The 17,658-nt window shown below is 49.4% G+C and carries 19 protein-coding genes; 11 read left to right on the top strand and 8 right to left on the bottom strand.

Annotated features, from left to right (window positions below):
- Positions 1-3: 3 nt before the first annotated feature.
- On the bottom strand, positions 4-1,113 hold the full coding sequence (gene livK, locus N0B36_RS18375; RefSeq protein WP_169329701.1) for a high-affinity branched-chain amino acid ABC transporter substrate-binding protein LivK: 1,110 nt from the start codon (positions 1,111-1,113) through the stop codon (positions 4-6).
- 424 nt (positions 1,114-1,537) lie between these two features.
- Between livK and panM the strand changes: the two genes are divergently transcribed.
- On the top strand, positions 1,538-1,921 hold the full coding sequence (panM, locus tag N0B36_RS18370; protein WP_016154837.1) for an aspartate 1-decarboxylase autocleavage activator PanM: 384 nt from the start codon (positions 1,538-1,540) through the stop codon (positions 1,919-1,921).
- Positions 1,922-2,078: 157 nt separating this feature from the next.
- Here the strand turns inward: panM and livJ are convergent, their stop codons facing one another.
- Entirely contained in the window at positions 2,079-3,182 is a 1,104-nt protein-coding gene (gene livJ / locus N0B36_RS18365; RefSeq protein WP_101700395.1) for a branched chain amino acid ABC transporter substrate-binding protein LivJ, read from the bottom strand.
- A 528-nt stretch (positions 3,183-3,710) separates the two neighbouring features.
- On the opposite strand from livJ, the gene N0B36_RS18360 reads away from it, so the two are divergent.
- The 6 genes from N0B36_RS18360 to dapA are packed head-to-tail and all read left to right on the top strand — an operon-like array spanning position 3,711 to position 8,025.
- Positions 3,711-4,115 (top strand): PTS sugar transporter subunit IIA, encoded by a 405-nt coding sequence (locus N0B36_RS18360; protein WP_259688787.1) that lies wholly within the window; start codon positions 3,711-3,713, stop codon positions 4,113-4,115.
- A 3-nt stretch (positions 4,116-4,118) separates the two neighbouring features.
- The gene (locus N0B36_RS18355; protein ID WP_049283116.1) at positions 4,119-4,604 is read left to right on the top strand and encodes a PTS sugar transporter subunit IIB; all 486 of its coding nucleotides are present in this window, start codon (positions 4,119-4,121) and stop codon (positions 4,602-4,604) included.
- 15 nt (positions 4,605-4,619) lie between these two features.
- Positions 4,620-5,366, top strand: a complete 747-nt coding sequence (locus N0B36_RS18350; RefSeq protein ID WP_259688786.1) for a PTS sugar transporter subunit IIC — start codon at positions 4,620-4,622, stop codon at positions 5,364-5,366.
- A complete protein-coding gene (locus N0B36_RS18345; protein WP_052138036.1) occupies positions 5,359-6,213 on the top strand; it encodes a PTS system mannose/fructose/sorbose family transporter subunit IID in 855 nt (284 codons plus the stop codon). The genes N0B36_RS18350 and N0B36_RS18345 overlap by 8 nt, the downstream gene beginning before the upstream one ends.
- A gap of 1 nt (position 6,214) precedes the next feature.
- Positions 6,215-7,135 carry a phosphoglycerate dehydrogenase gene (locus N0B36_RS18340; RefSeq protein WP_141875787.1) on the top strand — a complete coding sequence of 307 codons (921 nt, stop codon included), beginning with the start codon at positions 6,215-6,217 and terminating at the stop codon, positions 7,133-7,135.
- Positions 7,135-8,025 (top strand): 4-hydroxy-tetrahydrodipicolinate synthase, encoded by an 891-nt coding sequence (dapA, locus tag N0B36_RS18335; RefSeq protein WP_259688785.1) that lies wholly within the window; start codon positions 7,135-7,137, stop codon positions 8,023-8,025. Before N0B36_RS18340 ends, dapA begins: the two co-directional genes overlap by 1 nt.
- 235 nt (positions 8,026-8,260) lie before the next feature.
- Here dapA and rpoH read toward each other — a convergent pair whose 3' ends face one another.
- The 4 genes from rpoH to ftsY form a co-directional block, all read right to left on the bottom strand.
- A complete protein-coding gene (gene rpoH, locus N0B36_RS18330) occupies positions 8,261-9,115 on the bottom strand; it encodes an RNA polymerase sigma factor RpoH (protein ID WP_003023425.1) in 855 nt (284 codons plus the stop codon).
- A 255-nt stretch (positions 9,116-9,370) separates the two neighbouring features.
- Positions 9,371-10,429 carry a permease-like cell division protein FtsX gene (ftsX, locus tag N0B36_RS18325; RefSeq protein ID WP_016154839.1) on the bottom strand — a complete coding sequence of 353 codons (1,059 nt, stop codon included), beginning with the start codon at positions 10,427-10,429 and terminating at the stop codon, positions 9,371-9,373.
- On the bottom strand, positions 10,422-11,090 hold the full coding sequence (ftsE, locus tag N0B36_RS18320; RefSeq protein WP_003023420.1) for a cell division ATP-binding protein FtsE: 669 nt from the start codon (positions 11,088-11,090) through the stop codon (positions 10,422-10,424). The genes ftsX and ftsE overlap by 8 nt, the downstream gene beginning before the upstream one ends.
- A gap of 2 nt (positions 11,091-11,092) precedes the next feature.
- Entirely contained in the window at positions 11,093-12,619 is a 1,527-nt protein-coding gene (ftsY, locus tag N0B36_RS18315; RefSeq protein ID WP_019078122.1) for a signal recognition particle-docking protein FtsY, read from the bottom strand.
- Between the two features lie 276 nt (positions 12,620-12,895).
- Between ftsY and rsmD the strand changes: the two genes are divergently transcribed.
- Together rsmD and N0B36_RS18305 are read left to right on the top strand one after the other, a co-directional pair.
- Entirely contained in the window at positions 12,896-13,492 is a 597-nt protein-coding gene (gene rsmD / locus N0B36_RS18310; RefSeq protein WP_016157666.1) for a 16S rRNA (guanine(966)-N(2))-methyltransferase, read from the top strand.
- Positions 13,482-13,757 carry a DUF1145 family protein gene (locus N0B36_RS18305; protein WP_016154842.1) on the top strand — a complete coding sequence of 92 codons (276 nt, stop codon included), beginning with the start codon at positions 13,482-13,484 and terminating at the stop codon, positions 13,755-13,757. Before rsmD ends, N0B36_RS18305 begins: the two co-directional genes overlap by 11 nt.
- An 84-nt stretch (positions 13,758-13,841) precedes the next feature.
- On the opposite strand, the gene N0B36_RS18300 is transcribed toward N0B36_RS18305, so the two are convergent.
- Positions 13,842-14,216: a DUF2500 domain-containing protein gene (locus N0B36_RS18300; protein ID WP_016154843.1), complete on the bottom strand. Its 375-nt coding sequence runs from the start codon at positions 14,214-14,216 to the stop codon at positions 13,842-13,844.
- Between the two features lie 141 nt (positions 14,217-14,357).
- Here N0B36_RS18300 and N0B36_RS18295 point away from each other — a divergent pair, with 141 nt between their 5' ends.
- Positions 14,358-14,984: a lysoplasmalogenase gene (locus N0B36_RS18295; RefSeq protein ID WP_016154844.1), complete on the top strand. Its 627-nt coding sequence runs from the start codon at positions 14,358-14,360 to the stop codon at positions 14,982-14,984.
- Positions 14,985-15,058: 74 nt separating this feature from the next.
- Positions 15,059-17,257 carry a Zn(II)/Cd(II)/Pb(II) translocating P-type ATPase ZntA gene (gene zntA / locus N0B36_RS18290; protein WP_259688784.1) on the top strand — a complete coding sequence of 733 codons (2,199 nt, stop codon included), beginning with the start codon at positions 15,059-15,061 and terminating at the stop codon, positions 17,255-17,257.
- A 46-nt stretch (positions 17,258-17,303) separates the two neighbouring features.
- Here zntA and tusA read toward each other — a convergent pair whose 3' ends face one another.
- Positions 17,304-17,549 (bottom strand): sulfurtransferase TusA, encoded by a 246-nt coding sequence (tusA, locus tag N0B36_RS18285; protein ID WP_003827551.1) that lies wholly within the window; start codon positions 17,547-17,549, stop codon positions 17,304-17,306.
- Positions 17,550-17,658: the final 109 nt, after the last annotated feature.

The raw sequence follows: 17,658 nt of genomic DNA, 5'->3' as shown, positions 1-17,658 counted from the left end.
CTATTACTTCGCGACGGTCGATGATCCGTCCGCGTGCCACTGGAAGACACCAAACTCAAATCCCTTCAAATCGCCTTTTTCGTCCCATTTCAGCGGCCCAATCACGGTGTCAGCCCCGTGTGCTTTCAGATCTTTCACCAGCCCCAACGGCTCTTTACTACCGCTGCGATCCATTGCTGTCGCCAATGACTGGACGGCGGCATAAGTGATCCACACGTACGGCCCGGTTGGATCTTTCTTGTCAGCTTTGAGCGCATCGACGATAGCTTTATTCGCAGGATCCTGGTCATAGCGTTTTGGCATGGTCACCAGCATGCCTTCAGCGGCATCACCGGCAATATTAGACAGCGACGCATTGCCCACGCCCTCAGGTCCCATAAACTGGGTATTCAGCCCGACGGAGCGAGCCTGGCGCAGCATTTGTCCCATTTCCGGGTAGTAGCCGCCGTAATAAACAAAATCGATATTTTCTTTTTTCAGGCGGGCGATCAGCGCAGAAAAATCTTTTTCCCCGGCAGTGATCCCGTCAAAGAAGACGATATTGGCTTTGCCCGCTTTCAGGCTCTCCTGCACTGAACGCGCCAGGCCTTCACCGTATTGCTGTTTATCGTGAATGATGGCGATGCGTTGCGGCTTCACCTTCTCCAGAATGTATTTCGCGGCGGTCGGCCCCTGAGAGGAGTCCAGGCCCGCTGTACGCATAATGTGTGCGTAACCGCGCTGGGTAAGTTCCGGGTTGGTCGCGCCCGGGGAAATCATCAGAATGCCTTCGTCTTCATAGATATCTGATGCGGGCTGCGTGGAAGATGAGCACAGATGACCAATAACGTACTGAATGCCGTCATTGACGATTTTGTTCGCTACCGCAACGGCCTGTTTCGGATCGCAGGCGTCGTCATATTCGACGGCAACCAGTTTGTCGCCTTTGACCCCGCCTTTGGCATTGATATCTTTAATGGCCTGACGTGCGCCATTAAATTCCATATCACCCCACTGCGCGACCGGACCTGACATCGCCCCGACAACAGCGACCTTGATATCCTCCGCCATGACCGCGTGTGACATTGCCAGTGCTATCACCCCTGCGATGATTGTTTTCGCATTCCGTTTCATTTTCCTGAATCCCCATTCGTGATGATGTATATATTTTGTATTTATGTGGTTAAAAAGCAGACTGTGCTTTTTTTGAACTGTACTATTTTTACCAGTCTCGTTAATGGTTTAGCGCAGTTTTTTAAGCAAATTACGGCTAAAATCTCTATTTTTCAGTCGATTAAGAAAAGATAATATTCTGCTTTTCACTATAGATAAACAAAAAAAAGTGCATTTGTCAGCATAAAATAACGGCACAAAGAGCGGAATAAAATGCTGCATTCCAGGGTATTATCCTGCCTGTTTTTCAATCTCTACTGTTTCAATCTGTCATTGTCGTTGTTACAAAACTATTAACCTGGTTAATCGCATTAAAAAGAGAAAGCATCCGGGCGAATTATTTCGGTACACTGATTCCATCTTTTGTGATTTGGACATGCTGTTAATGAAGCTGACCATCGTTCGTTTAGATAACTTTAGCGACCAGGACCTGATTGATCTGGGCAAAATCTGGCCGGAATATTCCGCCTCATCATTAAGCGTAGATGAAACGCACCGGATCTACGCCGCACGCTTTAACGAGCGTCTGTTAGGCGCCGTGCGAGTAACCCTGAGCGGCACACAAGGCGCACTGGATTCATTGCGCGTGCGCGATATCACCCGCCGTCGCGGCGTCGGGCAGTATTTGATCGAAGAAGTGATCCGGGAAAACCCTGACGTGAGTTCGTGGTGGATGGCCGACGTCGGCGTTGAAGACCGCAGCGTGATGGCCGCATTTATGCAGGTGTTAGGGTTTACGGCCCAGGAGAATGGCTGGGAGAAACGGTAGAAAACCGCCCCCAACCAATTGTATTACGAGTATTTTCCCAAGAATTTTGTGTTGCAGGCAGGCGGCAAGTTATAAAATCCCCGGAGCTTACATAAGTAAGTGACCGGGGTTGAATAACGCAGCCAACACACCTGCGGCACGAAAGGCGCCGGGAAAATCACTTGGCGTCTGTCGCCGTCCCGTTTGCATGCCAGTCAAACACGCCGAATTCGAAGCCTTTCAGGTCGCCCTTCGCATCCCATGACAGCGGCCCCATCACAGTTTCCACCGAGTTTGCTTTCAGATACTTGGCAATTTCAGCCGGATCGTCAGACTGGTTCAGACCGGCCTGCAAAGATTGCAGCGCGGCGTAGGTGGTCCATACGAATGCACCACTCGGATCCTGTTTCTTGGCTTTGATAGCATCTACGATGGGTTTGTTCGCTGGAACCTGGTCGTAGTTCTTCGGTTTCGTTACCAGTAAGCCTTCTGCTGATTCACCGGCGATGTTAGACAGCGACACGTTCGCTACACCTTCTGGCCCCATAAACTGGGTTTTCAGACCCGCGGCGCGTGCCTGGCGCAGGATTTGCCCCATTTCCGGGTGGTAACCGCCGTAGTAAACGAAATCGATGTTCTCTTTCTTCAAACGCGCTACCAGCGTAGAAAAATCTTTTTCCCCGGCGGTGATCCCGTCAAAGAACACCACGTTGGCGTTACCCTTTTTCAGGCCATCCTGCACCGCGCGGGCCAGGCCTTCACCGTACTGCTGCTTATCATGAATAATCGCGATGCGCTGCGGCTTCACTTTTTCAACGATATATTTGGCGGCCGTTGGGCCCTGATCGGAATCCAGACCAGTGGTACGCATCACCAGGCTATAGCCGCGCGCAGTCAGCTCCGGCGCCGTTGCCGCTGGAGTGATCATCAGAATGCCTTCGTCTTCATAGATGTCTGACGCAGGCTGAGTGGAAGAAGAGCACAGGTGACCGATTACATATTTAATCCCGTCGTTGACCACTTTGTTCGCAACCGCTACCGCTTGTTTCGGGTCACAGGCATCGTCATATTTCACCATGACCAGTTTGTCACCTTTCACGCCGCCCTTGGCATTGATATCCGCAATTGCCTGCTCTGCGCCGGTAAATTCCTGATCGCCATACTGCGCTACCGGGCCAGACATCGCCCCCACAACAGCAATTTTAATATCTTCTGCTAATGCCATGTTGCTGAATGCGAGTGCAATACATCCTGCCAGTAACGCTTTACCCTTCATTTTCATCCTGAGGTTCCTCATTGTTATGGTTGTTGCATTTGTTGTGATGTTGTTATTTAGCACATTATTCTGATATTGGCGTCACACCAAGTATAAGACATTGATATTTAGGCATGCTGACCGTGCATTTTCAGCATACTCTGCTAAAACATACCCCATTTTTATGGATTTGAAACGTGAATTTTTGCGATGACATAACATATAGGTGACAAAACTATAAATATCAATTCATCTCCATAATATGACCTTATATCATCGATATAAAATATAATTTTAATTAAGATGCATTGTTGAATATATATAAATGACAGTATTAATTATAAAAACCAAATATTATATTATTTTGTTATGCGTTATATGCATCCGCTAGAAATAGCCATATTAGTCAATACATTCAATATGTGATCTTGGTAACGTTTAAAAATCCATAAAACAATATATATTCAAAGAACAGAAACCACTCTCAAGAATGGAATCTGTTACATACAAAATATAAATCAAACATATGGATTATATATATAAGGAAGATAACCATTGAATCTCTATGATATCATCATATTAACACATGGTGACGCAGGTAAAGAGTTATTAAACAGTAGTGAAATGATTGTTGGCAAAACGAAAAATACAACGGCTATTTCTCTGATCATCGGGATGTCACCAGAAACGTTAATGGAGCAAACAAGGAAAATACTCAGACCCAATATTAAAACCGTTATTCTTACCGATATATATGGTGGAACACCATCAAATGTAGCGACGGTTCTCTCCAGAGAATACCCTATTCATTGTATTAGCGGCGTAAACCTTGCCATGCTGCTTGAAGCGAATATGTTACAAGACTCCGATAAAGAAATCACCATCGAAGAATATGTTCAATGTATTCATGATGCCGGTAAAGATATGGTTCAAAGTTATCAATTTAATAAAGGACAATAGAGTATGAGTATAGTACATGCCCGCATTGATTATCGCCTAATTCATGGACAGGTTATCACCAAATGGCTGAAAAGGAGCAACGCCGATAAAATAATAGTTATTGATGACGAATTATATAATGATCCTTTTTTAGCCGAAGTTTATAAAATGGCGGCCCCCAGCGGCATCGAAGTAATCATGACATCCATTGAGGAAACGACAACCCGCTGGAATGAGAAAAATTTTTATACTGGCAAACTTTTAATCCTTTTCAAATCTATTGATTCAGCATTAAAGACTATTCAGGGCGGATTAGAACTTGAAGAGTTGCAAGTAGGCGGCATAGAAAACATCCCTGGTAGAAAAATCGTCTTTAATCAGATATCAATAAATAAAGAAGATGCAGAAAAACTACAAGTCATAGAAGACAGGAATATTAAAGTATATTTCCAGACTATCCCAGAAGAAGAACCAGCCAGTCTGCAAAAAATAAAGAATAAGTTACCTTAAAAAGGAGAGGAACTTATGGGCGTTTCTACAGCAATATTGATTGGTTTAGTTTATTGGATATCACAAGCGAAGGTATGGTATGGCTTTTCAATCATGCGCATGCCGTTATCTATTGCCCCCATTATGGGAATTATCTTTGATGATATGCCGACTGCATTATCAGTCGGTGCGACATTACAGATGATCTATATAGGAAGTATTGCTCCTGGTGGGAACCCGCCAGCAGATGAGGGATTGGCCTCCTGCATCGCTATACCTATTGCTCTTACTGCGGGGATAAAACCTGAAATAGCGATTTCGTTGGCAATCCCAATAGGTTTATTAGGGGTTGTTCTCGAAAACGTTCGTAAAACGGTTAATACCACATTTGTTCATATGGCCGATCGCTATGCCGAAAAAGCAGATATCAAAGGGATTCAGCGGGTAGCAACTATCTATCCTATTCTGTTGGCCTTCCCTATGCGCTTCGTTCCTGTTTTCGTTGCCTGTTTGTATGGCCCAGATGCTATTTCCTCATTTATCAAACTGTTACCCTCCTGGACCACCAACGGCTTAGCTATCGCTGGTAATATTCTTCCAGCATTAGGTTTTGCTATCACTATCATTGTGATCGGGAAAAAACAATACATCCCGTTATTCATCATTGGTTTCTTCTTGGTCACATATTCAGGGTTAAACACCATAGGGATATCCATTTTTGGTTTATGTGCTGTTCTCTTATACATGCAATCAAAAACTGCGAAAGGAACACAAAATGGCTAATAATATCGACTTAAAGGAAGCCGAAAGCTCACCAATTACGAATAGAGATGTGCAGATTGTCTGGTTAAAATGGCATGCTTTCTCGGAAACATCATTAAATTTTGAACGGTTACAGGCTCTAGCCTTTTGTAATTCAATGACAGGGATTTTAGCTAAGCTATACCCGAATAAGAGGGATCTTTCAAAAGCGTTACAGCGCCATTTGACGATGTTTAACACACAAGCTAACTGGGGCTCAGTGGTAAACGGCATCACTATCGCACTAGAAGAAAAAGCATCCCAGGAACCTGAAGAACAGCGAACAGCCACAACCCAATTAGTGACCAGTTTAAAAACGGGGTTAATGGGTCCAGTCTCAGGTATCGGGGATACGTTAGATTTTGGCACATTGCGACCTATTGTTATTGGGGTATGTATTCCTTTTGTATTGCAAGGGTACGTATTAGCCGCATTACTGCCATTGATCTATCAAGTTGTTTATATGTTCTTCGCTAGCCGATTTGCACTTAATATTGGCTATAAAAAGGGGAAAGAGTCAATTTTAGAGATACTCCACTCTGGCAGTATCCATAAAATTATTGAAGGCGCAGGTATGTTCGGCCTGTTGATGATGGGGGCGCTTTCTGCCACTTATGTAAAGATTAAGACACCGCTACATATTACTACTGGTGGGGGGAATACTATTGTCCTGCAGGACATGTTAGACAAAATTGTGCCTAACTTACTCCCCCTGGTTGCGGTTCTCGGTATTTATATATACATCCAGAAGTGTGGACCGCATTTCCTAAGAATACTGGTAGCAATCCTCTCTTTAAGCCTTATTTTTTCATTCTTCGGTTTATTGTAATATGAAAAAAATACTTATAACGCCAAGGCCCTTTCTTAGTAAGGGGCAAAAATATCTGGATGAATTACAGGCAGCAGGTTATATCGTCGAATGTAATACGAGCGGCGGACGTTTTAGTAAAGAAGAGTTGATGGTAAAAATTAAAGATGCCGATGCTATTATTACAGGCAACGACCCTTTAGATCAAGACGTTATAGATTGTGCGAAAAAACTAAAAGTAATCTCAAAATATGGTGTTGGTTTAGATAATATAAACGTTGAGTATGCGAACAGCAGAAATATTGTGGTGCATAAAGCACTCAACGCCAATTCTGTATCGGTAGCAGAAATGGCTATTCTAATGATGCTATCCAGTGCCAGAAAGTATGTTGAAATCGAACAACAGGCTAAATGTAGTAATGATGTAAGATTGGTGGGTACTGAGTTACATAAAAAGACATTAGGGCTGATTGGCCTTGGTGCTATTGGCAAACATGTAGCCCACATCGCTAACGCTATGGGTATGGAGATCATTGCATACGACCCTTATATCAATCAGAGTCAGGTTTTTCCGTATATAAACTTTAAAGAGTTAGATGAGGTGTATCAGCTCAGTGATGTTATCTCGCTTCATTTGCCTTTACTAGATAGCACCAGGCACATGATTGATCAGCACGCATTCGAAAAAATGAAACCTTCCGCAATATTAATAAATACTGCACGAGGCGGTTTGATTGATGAAGATAGTTTATACAATGCTTTAATTACTCATAAAATTTCTTTTGCTAGTGAAGATATTGAACTTAAAGAACGAAAAGAAGAAACAAAACAACTCATGAATTACTCGATCACGCCACATGCGGCTTCGTTTACTCAGGAAGCAGATCTTAACACAATTCAAATCTCGATTAAAAATGTTACCAACGAACTGGAGAAAAGATAATGAAAGAACTTAAGGGAATTATTACTGCGATGGTGACACCATTTGATGAAACGGAAAAAATGGATATCCCGGCAGCAAGAAAGATGGCTCGCTGGTTAGTCAATAATGGTGTTCATGGATTATTTATTTGTGGCACCAACGGTGAATTTCATCTGTTATCAGATGATGAAAAAGTAGAACTCACCAAAGCAGTTGTTGATGAAGTGGGTAATGACGTAACTATTTGCGCCGGTGCCGGTTGCTGTAGCACACAGCAAACTATTGCTCTGACTCAACGACTTGTTGATGCTGGCGCAGATTACATTTCAGTTGTAACCCCCTACTATCTGGTGCCTAATCAGGAAGATTTATATAAACATTACTATGATATTGCGGCCAGCACAGCAGCACCTATTATTCTATACAATCTCCCAGGGCAAACGGGCCTAAGTATTGAATACGAAACAGCGAATCGCCTGGCTGATATCGATAATATCGTGGCAATCAAAGATAGCAGTGGAAAATTTGAAGTACAAAAACAGTACCATGAGATTTCAAAACACAAAAATTTTAAAGTATTGAACGGTTCAGATTCGCTGATGCTTGATGCATTTAAAGAAGGTTCAGTTGCCAGCGTCGCAGCCACATCAAATGTTTTACCGAAGATTGAAGTAGATTTGTATAACTACTTTATCGCGGGGCAGTTGGATCAAGCACAGGAAGAGCGTAATAAGATCGATGCGCTGCGTATGAACATTAAGAAAATGACCGCACCTGCAGTAATGAAAGAGGCTCTTAACTTAATGGGGATCACCGCAGGCATTACCAGAAGACCAATACATATGCCGAATGAAATCATCACTCAGGATATCAAAGAGATGCTGGCAGCCTATAATCTCCTGCCACAATAAGTTATACCGACAGTATTCGGCTGCATTAAGGTGACATGTTTGCCCAGAAACCGGGCAAACATGTCACCTTGTCAGGCGCAGGGGCATCAATCACTTCGGCTCCCCCACAACACCAGAGAGGCAAAAGCAAACCTGGCAGAGGAAAGCGTGATAGCAGTTTGGAGTATCAATCAGACATAAAAAACCCCCGAATGGGCATCCAGGGGTTATAGGGGCAATGCGTTAAACGGCGTGATTACGCTTCGATCGCCGCACGCAGTTTTTTCATGGCGTTCTTTTCAAGCTGACGAACACGTTCAGCAGAGACGCCGTAGCGATCGGCCAGTTCTTGCAACGTCGACTTGTTGTCTTCGTCCAGCCAACGGGCGCGAATGATGTCCTGGCTACGCTCGTCCAGACCCTCCATTGCGTGGGTCAGTTTATTCGCGGCCTGATCTTCCCAGTTATCTTCTTCAATGCCGTCGGCAAAGTTAGATGATTTATCCTGCAGATACAGAACCGGTGCCATCGGCTGGCTGTCAGACTCGTCGTCTGAAGACATGTCAAACGTCATGTCCTGCGCCGCCATACGGGATTCCATTTCGCGCACGTCTTTGCTGGAAACACCCAGCTCACGAGCAACCATTTCAACTTCGTCCTGATTGAACCAGCCCAGACGCTGCTTGGTTTTACGCAGGTTAAAGAACAGCTTACGCTGCGCTTTGGTGGTCGCGACTTTTACGATACGCCAGTTACGCAGAACGTATTCGTGGATCTCTGCTTTGATCCAGTGCACGGCGAAAGAAACCAGGCGCACACCCACTTCTGGGTTGAAACGGCGCACGGCTTTCATCAGGCCGATATTGCCTTCCTGAATCAGATCCGCCTGCGGCAGGCCATAGCCCGCATAATTACGAGCAACATGAACAACAAAGCGCAGGTGAGACAGGATCAGCGTTTTAGCTGCTTCCAGATCGCCCTGGTAATGCAGCTTTTCAGCCAGTGCCCGCTCCTCGTCAGCCGACAACATCGGCCACGCGTTCGCAGCCCGGATGTAAGATTCCAGGTTACCAACAGGGGCTAAAGCTAAATTTTGCATTTCTTTGGTCATTCAAATCCTCTCAATCTTTTCATCTGACGCGTTGGCTAAAACTAATAGCAACAACCATGCCAGAGCTTATGAGCAACGAGAATATCATTCAATCTTTTATCAGACAGTGATTTTATCCACAAGTTCCATGTCGTAATGTGTATAGATTACGCACAAAATGTGACATCACAATGAATACGCCGGGAAGAGATAACAGGGACTCTTTCCCTGCAGAGCGAACTACTCAGTGCAGGGAAAGATTATACCAGAGATTTTTTAATCGGGGGTAAAGTGGCGTAAATGTTGAACCGTGGCAAGCCAGGCTGCCACCCAGCCAATCATCGAGCACACCAGCAGCAATAACAGGCATTCGTCGAATGATAAGCCGTTGATATCAAACTTAGTTCCAAAAACCTGCGCCACCTCAGTAACCGCTGACGACAGGCGCATCACCAAAATTTCTGACAAAATTAGTGAAAGAAATGCGCCGGAAAAACCGAGCAGCGCACCGCCGTAGAGGAACGGACGCAGGATAAACCCATCCGTCGCGCCAATCAGTTTCTGCACGTTAATGGTATCGCGACGCGCAAAAATACTCAGGCGCACACTGTTACCGATGACGAGGAAGACCGCCGCTACCATCAGCACGCCAATCATCGCGGAGACGCGTCCGACAAGGCCAGTCAGCGCAGCCAGACGGGCAAACCAGCTGTCATCCATGCGCACTTCATCAATACCGTTGATTTGTGCGATACGGTCGCGCAGCGTGTTCAGCGACTCCGTGCCCTGGAAGTCCAGTTTCGGGATAACCACCGCCACGGCCGGTAGCGGGTTCTCTTCCAGCATATCCAGCGCGCCGCCAAAGCCGGACCAGTTACGGAATTCGCCCAGCGCGTCATCGCGGGAAAGATAATTCACTTTCTCCACGCCCTGCTCGGCCTGCAACTGACCAACCACCCGCGCCGCTGCATCATCATCCAGCGTTTTTTGCAGGTAAACGGTGATCTGCGGAGAAGGATAATACTGGCTTGCCGCATGGTCGACGTTCTTATAAACCATGTAGCATACGCTTGGCAGCGTCAGGGAGATGGCAATAACCATCACCGTCAGGAACGTCGCCAGCGGCTTGCTTTTCAGGTCCTGTAACGCGCCCTGGAACGCGTAGCGTACCTGCTCGTTAAAGACATTGGTTTTACGCGAGTTCGGCTTTGGCGCGGCTTTCGCCCGCTTTGGTGCGTTACGACCGCCATCTCCCGGCGCGCCGCCCGATTTACGGAAGCGATCCAGTCGGCCACCGAACTGTTTGATTTGATTAATAGCGTCACGTCTATTCATGGGCCAGGCCTCCATGCAGATGTCCATCGCTCAGAACCATTTGGCGATAGGAGCGACGGGAGATCAGGCCAATATCGTGCGTGGCCATTAATACCGTGACCCCGACGCGGTTAAACTCTTCAAACAGGCGAAGGATCCCTTCCGACAACGCGTCATCCAGGTTCCCTGTTGGTTCATCCGCCAGCAATACCGCAGGTTTATTCACTACCGCACGGGCGATGCCCACGCGCTGTTGTTCACCGCCGGAGAGCTGAATAGGGAAGTTTTTCGCTTTGTCCAACAGTCCGACCTTATCCAGCGCCGCTGACACGCGACGACGAATATCGTCCCCGCTGGCGCCCGCGATGATCAGCGGGATTGCCACGTTGTCAAACACGGTTCTGTCCATCAACAGGTGGTGATCCTGAAAAATCATGCCAATCTGACGACGCAGAAACGGCACTTCACGGTTTTTCAAACGGCTGATGTCATGCCCGCTGAAGTAGATTTTCCCGGCGCTGGGCCGTTCAATTCCACAAATCAGCTTCAGCAGGGTACTTTTCCCCGCGCCGGAGTGGCCGGTCAGAAATGCCATCTCGCCAGGCTGCATATGGAAGGTAACTCCCTGCAGCGCTTGTCTCCCACCGAGATAGGCCTTGCTGACATGTTCAAAGCGAATCATTGTTAATCCTCTCGGGCAAAAAGTGCCTCTATAAAATCGTCCGCTTTAAACGGACGTAAATCCTCGATACGTTCGCCCACACCGATATAGCGGATAGGGATGCCAAACTGATCGGCAACCGAGAAGATGACCCCGCCTTTCGCCGTACCGTCCAGCTTAGTCAGGGTGATACCGGTTAAGCCCACCGCTTCATGGAACAGTTTGGCCTGGCTTATCGCATTCTGCCCGGTGCTGGCGTCGATAGTCAGCATAACTTCATGCGGCGCATCTTCGTCGAGCTTCTTCATGACGCGAACGATTTTTTTCAATTCTTCCATCAGGTGCGATTTGTTCTGCAAACGCCCTGCGGTATCAGCGATCAGCACATCTACATTACGCGCCTTCGCTGCCTGGATGGCATCAAAGATGACGGACGCGGAATCCGCGCCGGTATGCTGAGCAATCACCGGGATGTTGTTACGCTGACCCCAGACCTGCAGCTGCTCTACCGCCGCCGCACGGAAGGTATCGCCCGCCGCCAGCATCACCGATTTACCCTGCTGCTCAAACTGACGCGCCAGCTTTCCGATAGTGGTGGTTTTACCCACGCCGTTGACGCCAACCATTAAGATAACAAACGGCGTCTTGCCATCAACATTCAGCGGTTCTTCCACCTTCGCCAGAATCTCGCCCATCTCTTCTTTCAGCAGGCCGTACAGCGCTTCCGCGTCTTTGAGCTGCTTACGGCTGGCACCTTCCGTCAGATTCGCAATAATCTTGCGGGTCGTTTCTACGCCCACGTCGGCGATCAGCAGTTGCTCTTCCAGCTCTTCAAACAGATCATCGTCGATCTTTTTACCACGGAACAGACTGATAAATCCGGAACCAAGGTTTTCTTTTGTTTTCAGGAGGCTGCGTTTCAGACGCGCAAAGAAACCTTCTTTCGTTGGTTTTTCCTGCTCCTGGACTCCCTCTTCTTCTGTCGGTGCTTCTACGGCAGGTTCTTCTACCGGCACCACCATCACGGCTTCTTCAGCTGCCTCAGCCGCCAGCGCCTGCGCTTCCAGCTCTTCATCAGTCAGGTGCGGTTCGTTTTCGGCTTCCTCTTCAACCGCCTCAACGATTTCCACGGTTTCCGCTTCGGCCTGCCACTCTTCGGCAGAAACCTCTTCGGTTTTCACCTCTTCCGGCAGCGGCAATTCTTCGCGTTCGATAACCGTCGCTGCTGGCGTTTCCACAACGGGTTCAGCTGCAGGTTCAGCAACCAGCTCAATCTCCGGCTGCGATTGTTCGGCAACAGGTTCTGCTTCCGGCTGCAGTTTTTCGATTTCCGCAACCTGTTCAGTCACTTCAACAACTTCAGCTGCAAAAGCTTCCGTTTCCGCCTCGCTACGGGTTTCCTCGGCGCGCGGCTGTTCGTCAACGACGGTAGTTTCTTCAGCAACCGGTTGTTGTTCTTCGTTTTTTAATTCTGTCTCGTTTTCCGGTGCCTGCTCTTTTTGACCAAAGCCCAGCCAGGAAAAAAAGCCACGTTTTTTCTCTTTCGCCATTTGCGACTACACTCCCCCGCTGTTGCTTCATGGCACAGCGTCAACGCTATGTACATAGCAGCTAAAAAAATGATGAAATAGTCTATCACTTATACCCGATGAATTTCGAGTTACGTCAAGGCGGCAAGCGCACGAATCCCGATGAGCTTACTTTTAGTAAGTGATTTGGGTGAGAAAGTGCAGCCAACGAAGAGGTAACTTGAAAGGCGACGGGTTAACTTAACTCACATCACCGCCTGGAATGACACGTCAGCAGCGGATTGAGCAATAATTGAAATGAAAAAACCGAATCACTCTGGTAGCGGCCAGATCCGCATTATTGGTGGTCAATGGCGTGGCCGTAAACTCCCGGTTCCGGATAGTCCCGGTCTGCGCCCAACCACCGACCGCGTACGCGAAACCTTATTTAACTGGCTGGCCCCGGTAATGGTCGATGCTCACTGCCTGGACTGCTTCGCCGGCAGCGGCGCGCTGGGGCTGGAAGCCCTCTCTCGCTATGCGGCAAATGCGACGCTTCTGGAAATGGATCGCGCGGTATCACAGCAGCTACAAAACAATCTCGCCACGCTGAAAGCTCCCCATGCCCGGGTCGTCAACACCAATACCCTGACATTTTTGGCCCAGACGGGTACGCCGCATAACGTGGTGTTTGTTGACCCGCCGTTTCGCAAAGGATTACTGGAAGAAACATTAACTCTTCTGGAAACTCATGGCTGGCTGGCAAATGAAGCGTATATTTACGTTGAAAGCGAAGTAGAAAACGGTTTGCCGCCGGTTCCGGTGAACTGGTCGCTGTACCGCGAAAAAGTCGCCGGACAGGTCGCCTATCGCCTTTACCAACGTGAAGCACGAGGAGAACACGATGCTGATTAACCTGGGACGCCTGCTGATGTTGTGCGTCTGGGCATTTTTACTACTCAATATTTTCCAACCCTTTCCACGCCCGCTTAACATCTTCGTTAACGTCGCACTGATTTTTATGGTGCTGATGCATGGCATGCAACTGGCGCTGTTAAAAAGCACCATGCCTAAAGATGGCCCGCAGATGACCCGCGGAGAGAAAATCCGTATTTTTCTGTTCGGCGTCTTTGAGTTACTGGTTTGGCAGAAGAAGATTAAAGATCAGTTGAAAAAGTAACTGTGATCTTTTCGCCCGGCGGCGCTTAGCAGGCCGGGGCGACAAAATCTCCAGGCCGGACAAAGCGTAAGCCGCAATCCGGCATCAGTCAGATGAAACCTTAGCGTTCACTGTAAAATCAACAAAACGCGAACCTTTATAACTCAGCGTTCCCTTATCCCCGACCGTTAACGCATGGTACTGCTGGGCATCCAGACGAAACGTCTGCTCGAAGCCGCCACTTTGTGGCTTAAAACTGACTTCATAGCGCATGCTGGTCCCCGCCGGGCTCACTTCCTGCTGGCGGGATCGCCGATCGTTAAGCGGTTTTTCCCGTTTGTTACTCACCACCACCTGCTTTTGCACTAACGGCGCAGTATCATTATCGGCTTTTTCACGCCGCTGCTGAACGAAGCGAAACGACGCAGCAACAACGATTAATACAATGATAACAATGAAAAAAAGTGGTGGTTTGCTCATATTATTAACCCATCAGAAAATGCGGAAATAAGCATACATTGCCTGTTATGGTGTTGTCATCTGGCAGGGTCGACCTCTACACTGAACAGTAGAGCCGTGAGCACCCCGCTTACGAAAAAATAACGAATTCAAGGAACTAAGATGCTTTGGTCGTTTATCGCTGTCTGCCTTTCCGCATGGTTGTTCGTGGATGCTTCCTATCGTGGGCCCGCCTGGCAACGCTGGGTCTTTAAACCCCTAACCTTACTCCTGCTGGCGCTGCTGGCCTGGCAGGCGCCAATGTTTAATGCTGTCAGCTATCTGGTGCTGGCTGGCCTGCTTGCCTCGCTGCTGGGCGATGCGCTGACGCTGTTACCGCGCCAACGCCTTTTGTATGCCGTGGGGGCATTCTTCCTGTCGCATCTGCTGTATACCATTTACTTCGCCAGCCAAATGACGCTGTCGTTCTTCTGGCCTTTGCCGTTGGTGCTGGTGGTGCTGGGGGCGTTGCTGATTGCCGTGATCTGGACGCGACTTGAAGAGCTACGCATCGCTATCTGTACCTTTATTGGTATCACGCTGATGATGGTCTGGATGGCTGGTGAGCTGTGGTTTTTCCGCCCGACCGCTCCGGCGCTGTCGGCCTTTATGGGCGCATCACTCCTGTTCATCGGCAACATTGTCTGGCTGGGTAGCCATTACCGTCGCCGCTTTCGCGCCGATAACGCAATTGCTGCCGCCTGCTACTTCGCCGGACATTTCCTGATTGTTCGTTCGTTGTATCTTTAAAACGCTTGACTCTGGAGTCGACTCCAGAGTGTATCCTCCGGTTAATATGAAATGATTATCAACCGGAGGATGCCATGTCGACACCCGATTCCAGTGGCAAAAAAGCCCCACAATTTTCTTCTTTCAAGCTAGCGCCTGCGCCACAAAGGGCTGACGACTGCTGCTGCGAAGGAAGTTGCTCCACCCCACCACCCGTATCCGGTACCGTAATGGGTACCCGCTACTCCTGGAAAGTGGCAGGCATGGACTGTGCAGCCTGCGCCCGAAAAGTGGAGAATGCGGTCCGCCAGGTCAACGGCGTCAACCAGGTCCAGGTTCTGTTTGCCACCGAAAAACTGGTAGTCGACGCGGGTTCCGATATCCGCCTGCAAGTTGAAAGCGCAGTGCAAAAGGCAGGCTATACCCTGCGCGATGAGCAAGCGCCAGACGCCGCCCCCGAGTCGCGGTTTAAAGAGAACCTGCCGCTGATTTCGCTGATTATTATGATGGCGATTAGCTGGGGGCTGGAGCAGTTCAATCACCCCTTTGGCCAGATAGCATTTATCGCCACCACTCTGGTAGGTCTGTATCCCATTGCCCGTCAGGCCCTGCGTCTGATGAAAACCGGCAGCTACTTTGCCATTGAAACGTTGATGAGCGTGGCCGCCATTGGCGCACTGTTTATCGGCGCGACGGCAGAAGCCGCCATGGTGCTGCTGCTGTTTTTAATTGGCGAACGCCTGGAAGGATGGGCCGCCAGCCGCGCCCGTAAAGGGGTCAGCGCACTGATGGCGCTCAAGCCGGAAACCGCCACGCGCCTGCGTAACGGCGAGCGCGAAGAGGTTGCTATCAATACTCTCCAGCCAGGCGATGTTATCGAGGTTGCCGCGGGTGGGCGTTTACCTGCCGATGGCAAGCTGGTCTCCGGGTTTGCCAGCTTTGATGAAAGCGCCCTGACCGGCGAATCGATACCGGTTGAGCGCGCCACCGGCGAGAAAGTCCCGGCGGGCGCCACCAGCGTGGACCGTCTGGTAACGCTGGAAGTACTCTCCGAACCGGGTGCCAGCGCCATTGACCGTATTCTGAAATTGATTGAAGAAGCGGAAGAACGCCGCGCCCCCATTGAGCGCTTTATTGACCGTTTCAGCCGGATTTACACCCCAGCCATTATGGCGGTTGCGTTGTTGGTCACCCTTGTACCACCGCTGCTGTTTGCCGCATCCTGGCAGGAGTGGATTTATAAAGGGCTGACGCTGCTGCTGATTGGCTGCCCATGTGCGCTGGTGATTTCCACACCCGCAGCCATTACCTCTGGCCTTGCCGCCGCGGCACGTCGTGGCGCGTTAATCAAAGGCGGGGCCGCGCTGGAGCAGTTGGGTAGGGTAACGCAGGTCGCGTTTGATAAAACCGGCACCCTGACCGTCGGTAAACCGCGCGTCACGGCGATTCACCCGGCAAGCGGTATTGGCGAGGCAGAACTGCTGGCGCTGGCGGCGGCAGTAGAGCAAGGCGCGACGCACCCGCTGGCGCAGGCGATTGTTCGGGAAGCCCAAACGCGCGAACTGACTATCCCTGTCGCAAAAGATCAGCGGGCGCTGGTTGGCTCTGGCATTGAAGCACTGGTCAACGGCGAACGCGTGCTGATTTGCGCCGCCGGTAAGCAGCCTGCCGATGCTTTTGCCGGGCAGATAAGCGAGCTGGAAAGCGCGGGTCAAACGGTGGTGCTGGTGCTGCGTAACGATGCCGTTCTCGGCGTGCTGGCCCTACAGGACACGCTGCGCGACGACGCCCGTAGCGCCATCAGCGAGCTTAATCAGATTGGCGTGAAAGGGGTGATCCTGACGGGTGATAACCCGCGAGCGGCGGCAGCTATTGCCAGTGAATTGGGTCTCGAATTCAAAGCGGGTCTATTACCGGAAGATAAAGTACAGGCCGTTACCCATCTTAACCAACAGTCGCCGCTGGCGATGGTCGGCGACGGCATCAACGACGCTCCGGCAATGAAAGCAGCCACCATTGGCATTGCGATGGGAAGCGGGACCGATGTCGCGCTGGAAACCGCCGATGCCGCCCTGACCCACAACCGCCTGCGTGGTCTGGTGCAAATGATTCAGTTAGCCCGCGCCACCCACGCCAATATTCGCCAGAACATTGCGATTGCGCTAGGCCTGAAGGGGATTTTCCTCGTCACCACGCTGCTCGGGATAACCGGACTGTGGCTGGCGGTGCTGGCAGATACGGGGGCGACGGTACTGGTGACCGCTAACGCGCTGCGGTTACTACGTAAAGGATAATGAGTCTGTGCCGGACGGCTGTTGCATTAGCGCCATCCGGCTAAGATTACTGGCCTTTGCGCACCAGATAGCGGTACGGCAGAGAGTCGGTCTCTTTTGCCACCAGCTCATGCTCCATAAAGGTACAGAAGCCAGGAATGTCACGGGTTGTCGCCGGATCGTCGGCGACAATCAGCAGCGTTTCACCCGCTTGCATGCCGCGCACGGTTTTACGCACCATCATTACGGGTTCCGGGCAGCGCAGCCCCTGGGCATCAAGAGTATGGTCGGGAGAGGTAAACAGATCGCTCATCGTAGTCTCGTTCATTCAAAAACGGCGTTATTTTACGCTCTGTTGTGGCGTAAGCCAATCAGGTTAACGATTGCGTGAAAAACAACCATTGCAATGTGCTCTTAAAGCA

Source organism: Citrobacter sp. XY323 (assembly GCF_025106035.1).
Lineage (GTDB): Bacteria > Pseudomonadota > Gammaproteobacteria > Enterobacterales > Enterobacteriaceae > Citrobacter > Citrobacter braakii.
This window is presented reverse-complemented; position numbering and strand designations above follow the sequence as displayed.